19 protein-coding genes are annotated in these 15,572 nt (G+C 64.7%); 9 read left to right on the forward strand and 10 right to left on the reverse strand.

The features are described from left to right. From P8R42_08115 to P8R42_08140, 6 genes are all read right to left on the reverse strand, one after another. A complete protein-coding gene (locus tag P8R42_08115) occupies positions 1 to 1,098 on the reverse strand; it encodes an efflux RND transporter periplasmic adaptor subunit (protein MDG2304610.1) in 1,098 nt (365 codons plus the stop codon). Between the two features lie 307 nt (positions 1,099 to 1,405). Then, the gene (locus P8R42_08120) at positions 1,406 to 1,633 is read right to left on the reverse strand and encodes a hypothetical protein (protein ID MDG2304611.1); all 228 of its coding nucleotides are present in this window, start codon (positions 1,631 to 1,633) and stop codon (positions 1,406 to 1,408) included. 38 nt (positions 1,634 to 1,671) lie between these two features. Beyond that, positions 1,672 to 2,046 carry a VOC family protein gene (locus P8R42_08125; protein ID MDG2304612.1) on the reverse strand — a complete coding sequence of 125 codons (375 nt, stop codon included), beginning with the start codon at positions 2,044 to 2,046 and terminating at the stop codon, positions 1,672 to 1,674. A 60-nt stretch (positions 2,047 to 2,106) separates the two neighbouring features. Beyond that, positions 2,107 to 2,730, reverse strand: a complete 624-nt coding sequence (locus tag P8R42_08130) for a hypothetical protein (GenBank protein MDG2304613.1) — start codon at positions 2,728 to 2,730, stop codon at positions 2,107 to 2,109. After that, positions 2,727 to 3,719 carry an SDR family NAD(P)-dependent oxidoreductase gene (locus tag P8R42_08135; protein MDG2304614.1) on the reverse strand — a complete coding sequence of 331 codons (993 nt, stop codon included), beginning with the start codon at positions 3,717 to 3,719 and terminating at the stop codon, positions 2,727 to 2,729. The genes P8R42_08130 and P8R42_08135 overlap by 4 nt, the downstream gene beginning before the upstream one ends. 75 nt (positions 3,720 to 3,794) lie before the next feature. Then, the gene (locus P8R42_08140; GenBank protein ID MDG2304615.1) at positions 3,795 to 4,232 is read right to left on the reverse strand and encodes an NUDIX domain-containing protein; all 438 of its coding nucleotides are present in this window, start codon (positions 4,230 to 4,232) and stop codon (positions 3,795 to 3,797) included. An 80-nt stretch (positions 4,233 to 4,312) separates the two neighbouring features. Between P8R42_08140 and P8R42_08145 the strand changes: the two genes are divergently transcribed. Continuing rightward, a complete protein-coding gene (locus P8R42_08145) occupies positions 4,313 to 5,170 on the forward strand; it encodes an MOSC domain-containing protein (GenBank protein ID MDG2304616.1) in 858 nt (285 codons plus the stop codon). Here P8R42_08145 and P8R42_08150 read toward each other — a convergent pair. Together P8R42_08150 and P8R42_08155 are read right to left on the reverse strand one after the other, a co-directional pair. Continuing rightward, positions 5,163 to 5,978, reverse strand: coding sequence for a carboxymuconolactone decarboxylase family protein (locus tag P8R42_08150; protein ID MDG2304617.1), 816 nt, complete (start codon positions 5,976 to 5,978; stop codon positions 5,163 to 5,165). The two genes, P8R42_08145 and P8R42_08150, sit on opposite strands and share 8 nt — an antisense overlap. Positions 5,979 to 5,997: 19 nt before the next feature. Further along, positions 5,998 to 6,465 (reverse strand): hypothetical protein, encoded by a 468-nt coding sequence (locus P8R42_08155; protein ID MDG2304618.1) that lies wholly within the window; start codon positions 6,463 to 6,465, stop codon positions 5,998 to 6,000. A 152-nt stretch (positions 6,466 to 6,617) separates the two neighbouring features. Between P8R42_08155 and P8R42_08160 the strand changes: the two genes are divergently transcribed. After that, positions 6,618 to 7,040: an MAPEG family protein gene (locus tag P8R42_08160; protein ID MDG2304619.1), complete on the forward strand. Its 423-nt coding sequence runs from the start codon at positions 6,618 to 6,620 to the stop codon at positions 7,038 to 7,040. A gap of 8 nt (positions 7,041 to 7,048) precedes the next feature. On the opposite strand, the gene P8R42_08165 is transcribed toward P8R42_08160, so the two are convergent. Further along, positions 7,049 to 7,546, reverse strand: a complete 498-nt coding sequence (locus P8R42_08165; GenBank protein ID MDG2304620.1) for a hypothetical protein — start codon at positions 7,544 to 7,546, stop codon at positions 7,049 to 7,051. A gap of 115 nt (positions 7,547 to 7,661) precedes the next feature. Between P8R42_08165 and P8R42_08170 the strand changes: the two genes are divergently transcribed. From P8R42_08170 to P8R42_08200, 7 genes are all read left to right on the forward strand, one after another. Next, complete coding sequence (locus P8R42_08170) at positions 7,662 to 8,876, forward strand: glycosyltransferase family 4 protein (protein MDG2304621.1); 1,215 nt, start codon at positions 7,662 to 7,664, stop codon at positions 8,874 to 8,876. A gap of 9 nt (positions 8,877 to 8,885) precedes the next feature. Further along, a complete protein-coding gene (locus P8R42_08175; GenBank protein ID MDG2304622.1) occupies positions 8,886 to 9,578 on the forward strand; it encodes a sulfotransferase family protein in 693 nt (230 codons plus the stop codon). A gap of 64 nt (positions 9,579 to 9,642) precedes the next feature. Continuing rightward, entirely contained in the window at positions 9,643 to 9,816 is a 174-nt protein-coding gene (locus P8R42_08180; protein MDG2304623.1) for a hypothetical protein, read from the forward strand. Positions 9,817 to 10,448: 632 nt separating this feature from the next. Next, on the forward strand, positions 10,449 to 11,567 hold the full coding sequence (locus tag P8R42_08185; GenBank protein ID MDG2304624.1) for a uracil-DNA glycosylase family protein: 1,119 nt from the start codon (positions 10,449 to 10,451) through the stop codon (positions 11,565 to 11,567). 210 nt (positions 11,568 to 11,777) lie between these two features. Beyond that, positions 11,778 to 12,566 carry an NAD(P)H-binding protein gene (locus P8R42_08190; GenBank protein MDG2304625.1) on the forward strand — a complete coding sequence of 263 codons (789 nt, stop codon included), beginning with the start codon at positions 11,778 to 11,780 and terminating at the stop codon, positions 12,564 to 12,566. A 692-nt stretch (positions 12,567 to 13,258) separates the two neighbouring features. Continuing rightward, the gene (locus P8R42_08195) at positions 13,259 to 13,984 is read left to right on the forward strand and encodes an SDR family NAD(P)-dependent oxidoreductase (GenBank protein ID MDG2304626.1); all 726 of its coding nucleotides are present in this window, start codon (positions 13,259 to 13,261) and stop codon (positions 13,982 to 13,984) included. 62 nt (positions 13,985 to 14,046) lie between these two features. Next, positions 14,047 to 14,520: a MaoC/PaaZ C-terminal domain-containing protein gene (locus tag P8R42_08200; GenBank protein ID MDG2304627.1), complete on the forward strand. Its 474-nt coding sequence runs from the start codon at positions 14,047 to 14,049 to the stop codon at positions 14,518 to 14,520. On the opposite strand, the gene P8R42_08205 is transcribed toward P8R42_08200, so the two are convergent. Continuing rightward, entirely contained in the window at positions 14,494 to 15,387 is an 894-nt protein-coding gene (locus P8R42_08205) for a DMT family transporter (protein ID MDG2304628.1), read from the reverse strand. The genes P8R42_08200 and P8R42_08205 overlap by 27 nt on opposite strands. Positions 15,388 to 15,572: the final 185 nt, after the last annotated feature.

Raw genomic sequence — 15,572 nt, forward strand, 5'->3', positions numbered from 1 at the left:
CTATCGCCCGAAGCGCGTGACGGACTGACCGTCTGAGAGATAGTGCACACCGGAGACTGCGATCTCTTCGCCGCCGTCGAGGCCTGACAGAATCGCCACGCTCTGATTCGAGAGATCTCCGATCTCGACCGACCGCTTGGAGACCGTGTTCGTGCTCGGGTCGATGATCCAGACGTACGGCTTGCTGCCGGAATCATCCGCGACCGCGACGGCCGGGATCCGTATGCCGGCGCTGCCGATCTCACCGTCGATGATGACCTTCGCGGTCATTCCCGGGAGCACGTTCACTTCCTCCGGCTTCGCGAAGGAGAGCGTCACTTCGAACGTCCGCGATACCGGGTCCGCGACGAGAGCGATCTCCTTCAGCTTCGCGGGGAACTGCTTGTCGGGGCTCGAGGTAATGATGACGCGTGGCTTCACCCGCTCCGTGGTCTCTGCGAGAGTCGCATTCGGGTCGCGCCCGGTGATGTCGCGTTCCGGTACTGCGACCTTCACCTCCAACTCGGAAACGTCTTGGACCCGAACCACGGCCTGCTTCGCGATGACGTTCTCGAAATTCTCGACGAACCGACGCGCCACTTCGCCGTCGAAGGGAGCTCGAAGCGTCGTGTCATCGACAGATTTCTGAGACACCGCCAGGGCGGCCTCCGCTACTTCGACGCCCCGCTTGTAGGAATCGATCTGGGTCTGGGCGATCGCACCCTTGTCTTGCCGCTGCAGGTTGAGTCCCCGCTCGTAGTCGGCGGCTGCCTTCCGGAGCTCTGCCTGCGTCGCCTCGAGCCGCGCCTGGTAGTCTCGGGGGTCGAGTTTCGCGAGCATCTGGCCTTCGGTCACCTGCTGGCCTTCTTCCACGGGGAGCTCGATGATCCGGCCGGGCACCTCGAAGGCGACCTCCGCTCGGCGCGACGCCTCGACGGACCCCGAGTACTCACTCCGCGTCGCCTCTCCCTCGCCGGGAACGACGAGGGTCTTCACGGGGCGAACGACTTCCTCCACGACGACGGGAGGCTTCTGGCACGCCCCGGCGAGGAGCCCGGATGCAACGAGCAGAAGGACCCCTGGAAGGAGTGCGTATCCGGACCGACTGCGTTTTCTCATGAAAAGCTCCTCCGATGGCTCGGAACCTCCGAGCAGCGGCCCCGTGTTATGGCCTATTCCCCGGATCCTCAAGGGTGGCCGCGACCCTCCCGCCTCATGCTTGAGCATTCGATCCCGTGTCAACGAGCGGCGCGGCACTCGCCTCGACCGATCTCTTCTCGGACAGCGAGACCGTACAGCCCAGGATTGAGAGCCTCCCCACTCCGGACCCGCCGCACTCGGCTGTCCATGGCGCGCTGGCTCGGGAGCACCCAGCGCCCCGGCAAGAGAGCCTCCGCGATCGGCCAGAACGCGCCGGTCGGCCGACTCACTCCAATGATGAAGAGGTCGCGGCGCCGGCTTCGGCGATCTCGCACGCCAACTCGCAGCCCGTGTTGCCCGTACCGACGACGACTCGTTTGCCGCGCACCGAGGTCGGACGATCCGGCGCGCGGCAGGACTGCACATGCATCACTTCGCCGTCGAAGTTGCCGGGAAAATCCGGAAGGCGGCGCAGGACCGGTTGACCGACGGGGGGTACTCGACCGCGAGACATCACCCGCGGCCGAGCGCCCTGTCTGACGCGGCGAAGTATTACCCCGCCATGTCGAAGAAGCAGATCTTGTTGCCGTCGGGGTCGCGGACGTACGCGCCGTAGAACACGCCCGGGATCCGCTCACCCGGCTGGCCCTCGTCCGTCGCGCCGAGTTCCAGCGCCTTGGCGTGCATCTTATCCACGCCGTCGCGTCCGCCACCGGGAAGGGCGATCATGTTGCCGTTTCCGTGGCTCTGCGGCTTCTCTGTGTCGAACGGAACGCAGATGGCGAGCATCGCGCCCTCGCCGGTGCCGTAGAACTTGATGCGGTCCATCCCCATCAGCTGCTTCGCGCCGAGCTCGCCGAGCAGGGCATCGTAGAAGGCAACCGCACGATCCATATCGTTCACACCAATGGTGGCGTATCCGAGCATTGTTCTCTCCTTTTCCGGGTTGAGATTTGTTGGGAGAGATACCTGACCGGCCCCCGGAAGCTACAAGAGGAGGAAAACCGCGAGCGCCGTTCCCAGACCGACCCGAGCAGCACGCGGAACTACGTACGAGCTATCCTTCACGAAGTCCCTGAAGGCCTGAATCCCGGATCGGGAGGCGCGACGAATGATCGGCACCTCGATGACGCTCGCGAACGCGACGAATCCGAACGCGCCTGCTTGAACCGCAGTCAACCCCGCGCTCGTGCTCGGCAGCGCGAAGAACAATCCGAGAGCTCCGACCCAGTGGGCGACGTTTCCGCCAACACTCATCGCGACGAACTGCTGGTCCGAGCTGCGTTCGAGATCGAACTGGAAGAGCGGAACCATATTCTTCGCCGGAGAGATCGGTGCGACCGCGCCCGAGAGACGCGCGGCGGCGAAGTGCCCCCATTCGTGCAGGAGCGACACCCCCGCTGCCCCGGCGAGAAGTCCACCGAGAGCACTCAGAACCACGGCGAACCCCAGACCGCTCGCCTCCGCCCACGCTTCGGCGCCGGCCCAGATCGAGAAGATCACGATGAGGAGGGTGAGATCTCGCAGGAACACCAGACCCAGAGGGGAGGCGTCCTTGGGCGGTTTCGACTCAGCAGCCGCATCGATCGTCGCAGCGCCTGGATCGCTCATCTCGGCCCGCTCCCGGCCGCGAAGGTCTCGCCGACCAGCCTCTCGCTGACAGCCCACAACTTCTCGGCCGCCGCCGCATCGAGGGCGTAGCTCGCGTAGCCGCGGTACGTCGGGTTCCCACCCTCGACACCGAGTTGGCAATCGCCCAGATACGACCCGCTGTGCGCCGCAAGCTCCGGCGCGGTCGCAGCCCAGACCTGCGTCGCCGCCCCGGCCTCGACCTGCTTGAACGGCATTCCACCGCCCGACGACTCCTCGCCGGCGGCTTTCGCGCGAGACTTGGTCCGCTCCATCATCATATTCAGCGTCTCTTCGGTGAGATGACGACCCAGCTCAGTCATGATCGCCCCGGGATGCACCGCAAAGGAGAGAACCCCCTCGCCTCGCAATCGCTTTGCCAACTCCACAGTGAACAGAACGTTCGCGGTCTTGGATCGTCCGTACGACTCCCACGGATCATATTCGGTCGATTCGAAGTTCGGATCGTCGAGGTCGACGTTGCAGATCGAATGCCCACCGCTCGACAGGTTCACGATGCGCGGCGCGTTGCCGCGAAGAATCGCCGGCAGCAACCGGTTGGTAAGAACGAAATGGCCGAGGTGGTTGGTGCCGAACTGCATCTCGAAGCCGTCGGCAGTGCGCGACAGTGGGCAACACATGACGCCGGCGTTGTTGATGAGCACGTCGATGGCATCGTGACCCTCGAGGTACGCGTCCGTGAACGCCCGGATGCTCGCGATATCGGCGAGATCGACTTCGTGGATCTCCAGCTTCGCTGCCGGGACGGACTCGCGAATGCGCGCGGCGGCGGCCTCCATCTTTTCCCGACTCCGAGCGAGCATCGAAATCGTCGCGCCCTTCGACGCGAGCGCTCGCGTCGCTTCCTCACCGAGGCCGCTGGAAGCGCCGGTGATCACGAAGCGTCGACCAGCGAGATCCACGCCGTCGAGAACCTGGTTTGTAGTCGTTTCGGGGCCGTATGTGCTCATCGAGGAACCTCCATTTCAATCTCGTCTGTAGCGCGCGGAGAAGTCGGCACAAACCCCGATCTCGACGCGCCTGCCCTAGGCGGTGGGCGGGAAGGCGAGGTCGAGGCCGACGCGGGCCAGGCCGACCAGACGCAGAGCCCTGGCATCTTCGGGCGACCACCACGCGCACTGATCGGTCGTTCCCTGGCCCTCGTTGGTCAGCGTCCCGCCGAGGAGTTCTGCGAAGTAGATGATGCGAATGCCCTGATGGGAGGCGTCCTCGCGGTCCAGATGGACGGAGTCGACCGCCGCAAGGCTCTTCGGCCGCACGTGAAGTCCCGTCTCCTCCCGAACTTCGCGCACCATCGCGTCCGCGGGATCTTCGCCGAAATCTATGCCGCCGCCCGGCAGCGTCCAGCGACCCTGGTGCCGAGGGATCTCCGCCGAAATCCGACACAAGATCATCCGGGGCTCGTCCAGGATCAGACCGTACGCGGCGATCCGAGTGATCTGCGGCTTGTCCCCATGCGCCATCCTACGAGCGTACCACGCAGTCCTGCAGTGGCAGGGCGACGACTCGACGGCCACGAGCCAACGCAGTAGAACTGCCGGTCATGTCCGCTCAGCTCGGAAGCAAGCCCACCTGCCGGATCCGATCGATCTGGCGATTCCCGATCAAGTCGTTTCAGGGAGAGTCGGTCAATTCCGCGCTCCTTCAACCGCAGGGCATCTTCGCCGATCGTCCGCTCGCGCTTCTCGACAAGGGCACCGGCAAGATCCTGAGCGGCAAGAACCATGGACTCGGCGAACAGATCCTGACGTTCGAAGCCCGCTACGAGGCGGACCCGGTTCCGGGCAAACCCCTACCCGATGTCGTAGCGCAGGTTGCCGGGAAGGAGTGCAGAACGAGCGACGCCCGCGCGTTTGCGTCGGCCTGCTCCGAAGCTCTCGGGACGGAGGTCGAACTCGTGACGGCAGGCGGCGCACCGGCCGTCTACGACACGTACTGGCCCGAGGTCGAAGGGCTCGTGCTCTCGGACCAGACGATCGAGTTCCCTCTCGCTCAGGCCGAAGCCGGATCGTTCGCAGATCTAGAGCCACTCCACCTGCTCACGACCGCCAGCATGAAACACCTCGCCGGCTTGGCCGCGAACAGCGCGATCGACACCGCACGTTTCCGCCCGAGCATCGTTCTCGACACGGGCGATGAGGACGGTTTCCTCGAGAACGACTGGAGTGGCTGCATCGCAAGCCTTGGGAGCGCTAGGGTCGAGTTCGGCGCCGTAGCTCCTCGGTGCATCATGACCACGCGTCCACAGGCGGGATTCCCCCGTGACCTCGAGGTCCTGCGCACCCTCGCCCGGGAGAACCGCCAGGAGTTCATGGGAATGCAGATGCCCTGTCTCGGGGTCTACGCGAAGGTCCTCCAGCCGGGATCGGTCTCCGTGGGAGATGAGCTGACGTTCAGCTGATCGCGTCCCGGTCCGCAAAGACCTTCCGCGCGAGGCGGAAGCCTTCGATCGCGCGCGGAAACCCGCAGTAGGGCACCATCGTCACCATCACCTCCTCGACCTCCTTGCGGGTGACCCCGTGGTTGAGAGCACCGCCGATGTGGATCTCGAGTTCGCGCGTCATGTTGGTCGCCGCCAGAGCGGAGATCACGACGACGCTCCGGTCGCGGCGTGACAATTGCGGCCGTGCCCATATCTCGCCGAACGCAAAGTCCACGACGAGGTTTCCCATGTCACCCAATTGCTCGACCGTCGCCGCAGCCACCGCGCTCATGTCGACGCCCTCGGGCATCCCGAGCAACGTCTGAAGAACGTCGAGACCATCCAAGCGGCGTTGCGTGTTCTCCTTCGGCTCGGCGGGCGGCGGTGGCGCCGCGCGGTGTTCGGTGCCATCGAATCCGGCGAAGACCTGCGCGACGATCTCCGCACCGCCGAAGGCAAAGGGCATTCCGACGTACGCTCCGAGTTGCACCATGATCTCGTCGACTTCGTCGCGCGTGAGGCCATGATTAAGACCACCGGCCACGTGTTGGCGAAGCTCGACCTCGCGACCGAGCGCCGTCAGTGCTGAAATGACGACGAGACTCCGATCTCGACGGGAGAACTGCGACCGACTCCAGACCTCGCCTGCCGCAGTGTGTAGAGCGATACTTCCGAGAGCGCCCTGGGTGTCGAAGAAGCCCGCCAATGCGCGGCCGCCATCTTCGGAGCCGCTCAGAGTCGAAAGGACGTCCAGCCCGCGTTGTCGCCGCGTGTCGTGATCGGTCATCGGATTTCCCTTGGATCAGCTAGCGCGCGTTCTCGTTCCAGTCGTCGAGCAGCAATTGCATCGTCACGTTCAAAATCACGTTCTGCTCTTCGTCCACGAGGTCGTAGAGAAGTCCGGCGGCACTGTGGCCACCGAAGAAGGCCATCCCGCCTTCGTCGCCGCCGCGTTCCAGGTGTGGGAGCGTATCGTCCCCGGTCAGAGCGTAGTCGCCGGCGCGGCGAACCTTGTGCGCGCCCCGGGTCCCATCCGGATTGAGGTCCCACAGGTGCTGCTCGCCCTCGAGGACGAGGATGGTCGTCGTCGAGCGGTGCCGGTGCATCGGACAATGGCCTCCATCGCCCGCCCAGCGCACGACCATGTCCAGAGTACCCGCTGGCAGGTCATGGCCGAGAATCGTGTAGTCGTGGTGAACCTCGTAGGACTGCCCCGGATCGCCCACCACCTCCCGCCATCGGTATCGACTCGGATCAAAGCTACTCTGGGCCATCGGGACTCCTCCTCGGGCGCATTGGGATCGAACCCCATCCCACCCGTCTTGACGGTCATCGTCGGCTCTCTAACCTAAGGCGAGTATCGCATTCGGGCAACCGTGGATCACTTCGCTATGGTTCCCCGGCCCACAACCAAGGAGACTGTGCGATGGAAGCAAGTTCGATTCTACAGCCCGTGTTCGTCGTCGGACTTCTGACCGTCGTGATGACCGTGTGGATGATCGCGACGAGGGTTCCCGCGATGACGGCGCGTGGCATCGATGCCCAGGAGGCTCAGAACACTGCCCGGATCCACGATCTCCTCCCGCCCGAGATCACCCGCATTTCCAACAACTACAATCACCTGTTCGAGCAGCCGACGCTCTTCTACGCGGTCGCCCTCTCGATCGCCGTGCTCGGGCACGTCGATACGATGCATGTGGGATGCGCGTGGCTCTACGCCGCCCTACGCATCACGCACTCGCTGGTTCAGGCGACCGTCGACATCGTCATGGTTCGATTCGGCCTGTTCGTCCTGTCCTGGATCGCGCTGGCGACGATGATCATTCGAGAGACGATCGCCGTCTTCTGAAGAGCGGCCTACAAGACTGCGGAAACGATCCGCTTGATTGTGCTTCCAGGCTTCGCGTCGCCCTCTCCGTCTCCGACCGACCACACGCCCGTACTGGATCTCGACAGGAGCACCCGGCGGCCGGTCGAATCACGTTCGACCAAGGACACCGATCCTTGGCGGCGCACTTGGAGGTTGGCGAGCGGGCGATTCACGCCGAACACCATCCCCTCGGGACCGGGGCCGCCCGCCTCCGCAATGACCTCTCCCGCGCCGCTGCCGCGGTACCGGCAAAGCCGCTCCCGGCCGTCCCCGACCTTTGCTGCGAAGACCACGTCGCCGCTGTCGTGCACGCCGAAATCATCACGGACGACGTTGCTGAACACGTTGCCCTCCGGATCGACCTGCAGACGACGAGCAACGGTGGTGCACGTGAACGCGGCCATCACCTGGGTGCAGGCAAGAAGCAGAACCGCCAGTCCCGCGAGCGACGACAGGGTCAGTTTCCCAAGAGGGAGGCGTGTCATGGCGCAGCCACCCTGACGCTCCGGGCCCGCACCGCGCAATGGCTGCCCTGCACCGAAGGCGCGCCGAAGCGCTCGATTTCTTGCCGGTCTCCGGGGGATCTGTTCTGTTGTCCCCATGCGGGACCTACAACGCCGGGGCTCCCCATCGAGCTCGCCCGCACCCGCCGGAACGATTCTCGTTGTCAGTCCGGTGCTGCCGTGGCCCGCGCTCGCCGGAAAGCACATCGACATCGCCGGCCACGTCGCCTTCTTCCAGTCCGAGGGATGGAGGGTCGTCGTCGTCGTGCACCGAGAGCTCTCCTCCGAACTGCAGGAGCGCATCCGGACCGAAACGCTTCCGGCCGAGACCCACCTGGTGGCGCGTTCGGGTCGCTACGTGCCGTCCAGCGACGAAGCCGTCGCCGAGCTACAGAGCCTCGTCGACGATCTCCAGCCCGACGTGGTGTGGTGCGGATGCACCGACACCGTACTTCTCGGCGCGGCGGTGGACCGGCACCGTGCCGAACTCTGGTGTCGACCGCATAACTTCGAACTCGGTCAGCACTTCGAGAAGGCGCGGTCGGGGTTCCGGTGGACGGCGTGGAACCGTTGGACCGCTCTCCCGACGTGGCTCCCGAGCCGAACGGGCCGCCGAATTCACGCGGCCGAGCAGGCCATGTTCCGCTGCGCAGGCCGAATGTTCTTCATCTCGCGGCGCGACATGGACATCATGTCGCGGCTCTACGGCACCCGTGACGGAATGTTCTGGCTCCCGCCCAGTCTCCATCCGGCCCGCATCCCGGTGAAACCGACGAAGCAGACCCTCGATGTCGTGTACGTGGCGAACAACTACACCAGCCCCACACAGCTCGAAGGCGCTCGCCGTCTTCTCGATGACATTGTTCCGAGCGTCGAGAAATCCGCGCCTGGGCGGTTCCGCTTCCACCTCGTCGGAAGCGGCAGCGAGAAGATCGGAGAAGAGGTAGCTACCGAGAGCGTGGTCGCGCACGGCTTCGTCGACGACCTCGAGGCCCTTCTGCAGGAGATGGACATGAGCTGCATCCCCGTCGACATCGGCTGGGGCCTGAAGATCAAGATGGTCGAGGCACTCGCCTCGGGACTCCCCGTGCTCGGAGACCCCGTCGTCTTTCAAGGACTACCGGACGTCACCGGGGCCTACGCCCCGTGCACCAGCGCCGACGACTATGCCCGCGCGCTCCTCGCTCTGAGTGAGCCCGACGAGCGCCGTCGGATGGCGGACGCGGGCGCGGCAGCGTACGGCGGATGGCAGCGCGAAAGCGAAGGTCAGCTCCGGAGCGAGTTGGCCCGTGCGCGCAAGCACGCATCGTAGGGTCACAGCGTGGCACAGAACCCACTCACCAAGGTCGCGGAAGCCATGCGAGCCCGACGGCATAGACGCCGCGTTCAAGCGATCTTCCTTCACATTCCGAAGACCGCCGGCCAGAGCGTTCGCCGCGTCCTCTCCGATCATCGCTTCGTCCTGAGCGACACGAAACAGCAGTGGCTCGGATGGGAGGGCGACTACACGCACGAGCGGTGGGCCACGACGGGATACGCACGAGTGCTTCGTGAGGAACTCGGCGACGTCGTGTGGGATCGATCCTTCAAGTTCTCCTTCGTCCGAAACCCATGGGACCGAGCCGTGTCGGCGTGGCGGTATCTAGACCGCCCCAGAGATCTGGCCCACGGACTGAGCTTTCCCGAATTTCTCTCGCAGATCCGAACGATTACGCCCCGATACGCCCCCGAGGACCGAGCGAGAAACAAGTTCTCCTGGCACGTCGAGCCGCAAGCATCACAGCTGCTGGACGCGAACGGCAAGATCCTCGTCGACTTCGTCGGCCGAACCGAGACCCTTCAGGCGGACTTCGACGAAGTGTGCACCCGGCTCGAGATCCCGAAGGCCGAGCTCCCCCGCGTCAACACGACCGAGCGCAGCGCCTACCAAGACTACTACGACGACGACTCCCGGCAGGCCGTCGCGGAGTTCTACGCACGAGACATCGAAACCTTCGGCTACTCCTTCGATTGAGTCCTACCGGAGATCCGGGTCGCAAAGGCGGATCAAGGTTCTGCTGGTCAGCACAAGACAGAGGATGAACGCGAACTCCGCAACGCTGGAACTCGCGGAGACCGCCGGCGGCGGCACCTCGGGCACGATCGCCACGTGTTCGAAGAAGAACGCGACGAAGCGATCGAACCTGGTCTCTCTCGGAGCGACGATCTCCGTAAAGATGTCGAACCCGTGCCTCGCTCCCGGAACGATGTGACCTCGTGCGGCAGACCCACGAGGGCGGCGCGCGCATAGGGTGACAAGGCCGCGCTGACCGGCACGGCTTTGTCTTCTTCGCCGTGCGCGATCAGCAGAGGCACCCGGCTCCATGACGAAATTCGGATTGGGTCCGAGCGTCCCCCACATGTCGAACACCGCGCCGAAACTCCCGGCGGGGCAATGCCGATCTTGTCGAGAGCGTACGCCATCAAGAGTGGGGTTCCCGCGCCGGCGGAACTGCCCCCGACCGCGACGTCGGCACACCGGTGCCCGTCGGCTGGAAAAGCCCAAGCCGGAGATCGACGTCGCCCAGCGGATTCGGAACGGGCTTCGAAGCGAAGACGACGGCACTGGTTCTCTCGAAGCCGAAGTGCTCATCGAAAAACAGGATGGCCGAGGCTTCGTGGTGGACCAGCAGGACGAGAAAAAGAGCGGCGAGGGCCGCGCATCGCGACGTCCTGGTGCATTGTTACTCTACTCCAATCTTTAGTTTTACCAATCTTTTATAGAACACATCTCATGCGGTATTCTCGTTGATCCCCACGGGCCGGAGCCACTAAGAGTGTTCCATGTCCTCTCTCGGAGACCCGCTCGACCCTCGCCGCAACGACGGTGCGAAGCCTCTTCCCGATGGATGAGAAGACCGCCCGGGCCTACGAGTCCGGCGCCGCCCGCTGGATCGACGACCGCGAGGCAACGCCCCGCGCCCTTCGGCGGCTTCGGCACCTGACCAAGACCCTCGGCCCTGGTGCACACATCGCCGATCTCGGCTGCGGACCGGGATGGTACGCCCACGAACTCTCCCGACGCGGCGCCTGTGCGGTGGCGTTCGACGCGAGCGCCGGGATGCTCGCCGGCTTCCGAAAGCGTTCCCCCGGTGGACACGCGGTCCAGGGCGATCTCGCCGCCCTGCCCTTCGCGCGCGGTTCTCTGGACGCGGCGGTCGCCTTCAAAGCGTACCAGCACCTTCCCTTCGCATCTTTCCCGAGTGCGCTTGCACACGCCCATCACGCGCTGCGCGTGGGAGCGCCGCTCGAGCTGACGATCTGCGACATCCGAGCGACCCCGCCGAATGCGGACGAAGCGGAACACGGCGTACGCGAGCATCGCTGGGAGGAGAACGACTTTCCCGGGCGACTCTTCTCTTTTTACGACCGCGAGCGGCTCCGACGGATTCTCGAAGGCGCCGGCTTCACCGACGTTCGGATCGACCCCGGCCGCAAGAGAGTCTTCTGGTTGTGGGTGCGTGCCACGCGGGCGGACACCCTGCCCGACTACGTACGCCCCGACCTCGATCTCCTCTTCTGTGGCCTCAACCCATCCCTACTTTCGGCGCAGACCGGCGTCCCCTACGGGCGCCCCGGGAATCGGTTCTGGCCGGCGGTCGTGCGCGCGGGGCTGTGTTCACGCGAGCGCGACCCGTGGCATGCCCTCGAGCGCGGTATCGGATTCACCGATCTCGTGAAGCGGCCGACGCGCGGCGCGGCAGAACTCACGAAGGACGAGTACGCAACCGGGACCCTGCGACTCGAGGATTGCGTCCGGGTTTTCCGCCCGCGCGCGATCTGCTTCGTCGGCCTCGACGGTTGGCGAAAAACGGTAGATCGCAAAGCAGTGCCGGGATGGGTTCCCGACGGCTTCGCCGGACGTCCCGCCTACCTCATGCCCTCGACCTCCGGCTTGAACGCGCACTGCGATCTCCCCGGGTTCGTGCGCCATCTTCGAGCCGCGTCGACCGCACCGGGCTGAGCCCGCCGACGCCTCAGCCCCGCCGCGACGAAGCGCGATGAGGGCCTTCTTAGCGAGCTGAGGAAGCTCGCCCGTGATCTCGCGCCAGGCCGACGAGGCCGATGAGAATTCGTTTCCAGGTCACGAGACGGCAATCTTCGCGAGTCGGACACCCAGCCGTCAAGCCCGGCCAACTCGACACGGAGCGAGCCAACCTCTTCAACGAGCCGCATGAAGGCGACCATCTTCGGCGCGACGGGATCTCTGGGGAGTGAGTGCGTCCAGCAGTCTCTGGAGGCGGGGCACGAGGTGACCGTTCTTGCGCGATCTCCTTCGAAGCTGCCCCAAGACGTCACTACCCGGGTTCGCGTCGTGCAGGGGGACGCGCTTCGGGAAGAGGATGTGTGGCGGGCTCTCGAAGGTGGATGCGAAGCCGTCCTCTTCGCGATCGGTGTCGACAAGAACTCCCCGGAAGATCTCTGTACGAACGTCACCGAGCACGTGCTCAACGGGATGCGTCATTACGACGTGGGTCGTTTCATCTGGTGCGGCGGCGGCAGCACGATCGTAGCCGACGATCAGGTCACGTTCGGCGCACGGTTCGTCGAGGGCTTCAGTCGGCTCTTCCTCGGACTGCGACACCGCGACAAGGCACACCAGCTGGCACTCCTCGACGAGAATACCGACGTGCAGTGGCTGGGCGTACGTCCGCTCCAGATGCGCAGCGGGCCACGTCGGGAGGTGTACCGCCTCGGGTTCGATGCCTTCAGCGGGTTCTCGAACATCAGCTTCGCGGACTGTGCCCACGCAATGGTGGGTATGCTCGGCGACGACACCTGGAGCCACAAGGCGCCGATCGCCCAGTACGGAAAACCGGTGCTCGACGCTTCATGCATGCCCGGCACCAATGTCTTGAGCTTCGCGCCTCCGCTAGGGTTCCCGCTCTTCTCCCATGAGCCTGAGATCCGCGACAGAGGCAGGACCCAGCCTTGCGGAGCGCCTGTTTCAGCATTCGAATGAGTGGGGCAAGGTCTGGTTCGGCGTCCTCTTTTAGGGGAGTGTCCCCGCCGAAAGGGCGGTCGCCTGCTGCCTGGTCGGGAACCTGGGCCTCGCGAATCTGTGCTTTCCGTTCATCTTCGCCCGCGCCACGCACATGAAGCACCACGCCTACAAGAATGATCCGGAGCGAGATCCGGATCATCACTTCGCCGCGAACCACTGGTGACAGGCCGCGCTCGCCCGGTTCTGGCGGACGAGATACGTGCCACGATACGTCGTGCAATCGATGACGCATCACGCGGTCCATCACCTCTACCCGCGAATCCCGCACTGGAGTCAGCCCCCGGGCCATCCAGGGGCTGGAACCCTTCATCGTGGCTCAAGAAATGGAGGGCGCCGACATTCTCCCGACGAAGGGCTAGCTCCCTCGAGAACCCACGCTCCGGATGGAATGCACCTGATGATGCGAGGCCCACGACGCGAGCTCGTCGCGGGCGCAGAAGTGCAACTCGCCCTGGTCTTCGCCTCGGGAGCGAAGCAGGCGTTCCGCGCGCCGGTATCGAACCGCTGAGCGACAAGGAACACGCGCCCTTGGGAGAACGGCGATACGTGCGCAGCCCGGAGGGAGCCGCCGGTCCCTCTTCACGTAGGATTCGTGAGCCGCTCCGGATCAGGGGTCGGTGTTCTCCCTGCTCGGCCGCTATAGTCGCAGGATGGACCTCACCAACCGTGTCGCAGTCATCACCGGAGCAAGTCGTGGCCTCGGAGCCGGCATCGCCAAGGTCGCTTCCGAGCGCGGGATGTCCCTCGTGTTGTGCAGTCGGTCCACCCCCGCCCTACCTCCAGGGTCGCGCACTCGAACGCTTGAGATCGACGTGTCCGATCCCGATGCGGTCGACCGCGTGGCTCGGGAGGCGACCGAGCACTTCGGCCACGTCGATCTCTGGGTGAACAACGCAGGCCTCCTGGAACCGATGGGGCCCTTGCGCGACGCGCCCCCGCAAGACCTGAAGGATCACTTCGATGTGAACGTCCTGGGGGCCACCCTCGGATGCCGCGCCTTCGTTCGGATCCTTCACGAGACGAATCGCCGCGGGGTGCTTCTGAACATCTCGTCGGGAGCCGCGCGGAAGCCTTACGCAGGGTGGAGCGCGTACTGTGCCGGCAAGGCCGCGATCGACCGGCTGAGCGAGACGATCGCCCTCGAGGAAGGCGATCGGCTGAAGGTGCACGCCGTCGCGCCCGGGTTAATCGACAGCGACATGCAGGCGCAGATTCGCAAGGTAGCGGATGAGGAGTTCCCAAGCGCCGCCCGGTTTCGAAAAGCGCACGCCGATGGAACGCTCATCGCACCCGAAGTCGCTGGAGCGGCACTCCTAGATCTCGCGTTCAATCCGGCGGCTGCGCGCGACGAGGTCTGCGTCGACCTGCGGGACTGAGAACCACAGGCCACGAATCGACGGACGGGCTCTCTCGCCCTTGCCGCGGTAAACAGCAGGTCGTGACCGCGACCAAGTACTTCGAAGACTTCGTGATCGGCGTGGAATCGGAATCCGGTCACGAGTACGTCGTGACGACCGAGGAGCTGAAACAGATGGCGGAACGGTGGGACCCGCAGCCATTTCATCTCGACGAGAACGCCCCGGAGACCAAGGAGTTTGGCGGACTCATCACATGCTCGGCGCACACGTTTGCGATTTACACGTATCTCGGTTCGAAGAGCCCGGTGAAGACGGCCGCGATCGCCGGCCTCGGCTTCGAGAAGGTCCGCATGCTGCTGCCGCTTCGTCCCGGCGACCGGATTCGCGCCGTGAACGTATGCCTGGCCGCTCGTGAATCCCGGACCAAACCGGATCGCGGAATCCTGACCACGAAGACGATCCTTCGGAACCAGAACGACGAAGACGTCTTCTCGATCGAAGCGACGGTCATGGTCCGCAAGAGGTCTTCAGGGGGTATCCGCGGGGCTTCGTAGCATGACGTGTTCGCGGAGCATTCCCACGACGGGGATCGCAACCCCGAGCAACATGATCATCCCGCCCTCGAGCTCGCGTCCCGTCGGCACCGAACCGAGGAAGATCCAGGCGAGCGGCAAGCTCAAGACCGGGCTGCTCAGGAGAATCAAGGCCGTGAAACGCGCCTCTAAGTACCGCGACGATTGCATCGAGAAGAGCCGGCTCAGGAACGGACCAAACAACCCTCCCAGCGTCACGTAGAAAACCAGCGGACCGCTGAACGCGGCAGCATCCGGGATCTCTCGGTGCACGACGAACCAAAGAAGCACGGACAGCCACAAGCGAAACGCGTTCACGAAGATCGGATCGATTCCATCCACGTAACGACGGACTGCAACCAGCATCCCGCCGAACGAGGCCGCCGAGAACAGCCCGTACGCGATCCCAATCGCGTCTATCCGCCCTTCTCCGCCCTGCATCCAGACCAGGCCGACTGCGGCCACCGCGCTGCCAACCCAGAAGAGTGCGTGCGGGCGTTCGCCCATCACGAACCACGCAGCGATGGCAACGACCAACACCTCCGAACGCTGCAACACGCTCAAGAGTGGAGCCGAGATGCGCTCAATCGCCGCGGCGCTCGCGAGATTCCCGACCAGCGTGAGAACTGCAAGGATGAGGGACAGTCGCAGTGCATCGGGGCTGAACTTCGCCCCGGTGCGCTTCGTGAACGGAACCACCAGCGAGTTGAGCACGGCCGCCGACGTCAGAAGAACCAACACTGCCGTCGACTCATCCCCGTGCGGCGTCGCAAGCTTCCACGGGACCACGAACGCCCCCGCCATCGAGGCTGCCCCAACCGCCCAAGCAACCCCAACCCCAGTCCGCACCCCTCCTCGCTAACACGCAGTGGGGACGTTCCTTAATCTCCGCCGAATCTTCAATCGTCGAAAAGTGACGATTGAGGAATCGCGAAAGATCGGGGAACGTCCCCAGGATGGGTGAGGTTCGAACACCGGCGCGCCTGGTTCAGGTGCGTGGGCGGTCGGTCGAGCGACCAGATTGGCCGAGGACG

This window comes from Candidatus Binatia bacterium (genome assembly GCA_029243485.1).
Lineage (GTDB): Bacteria > Desulfobacterota > Binatia > UBA12015 > UBA12015 > VGTG01.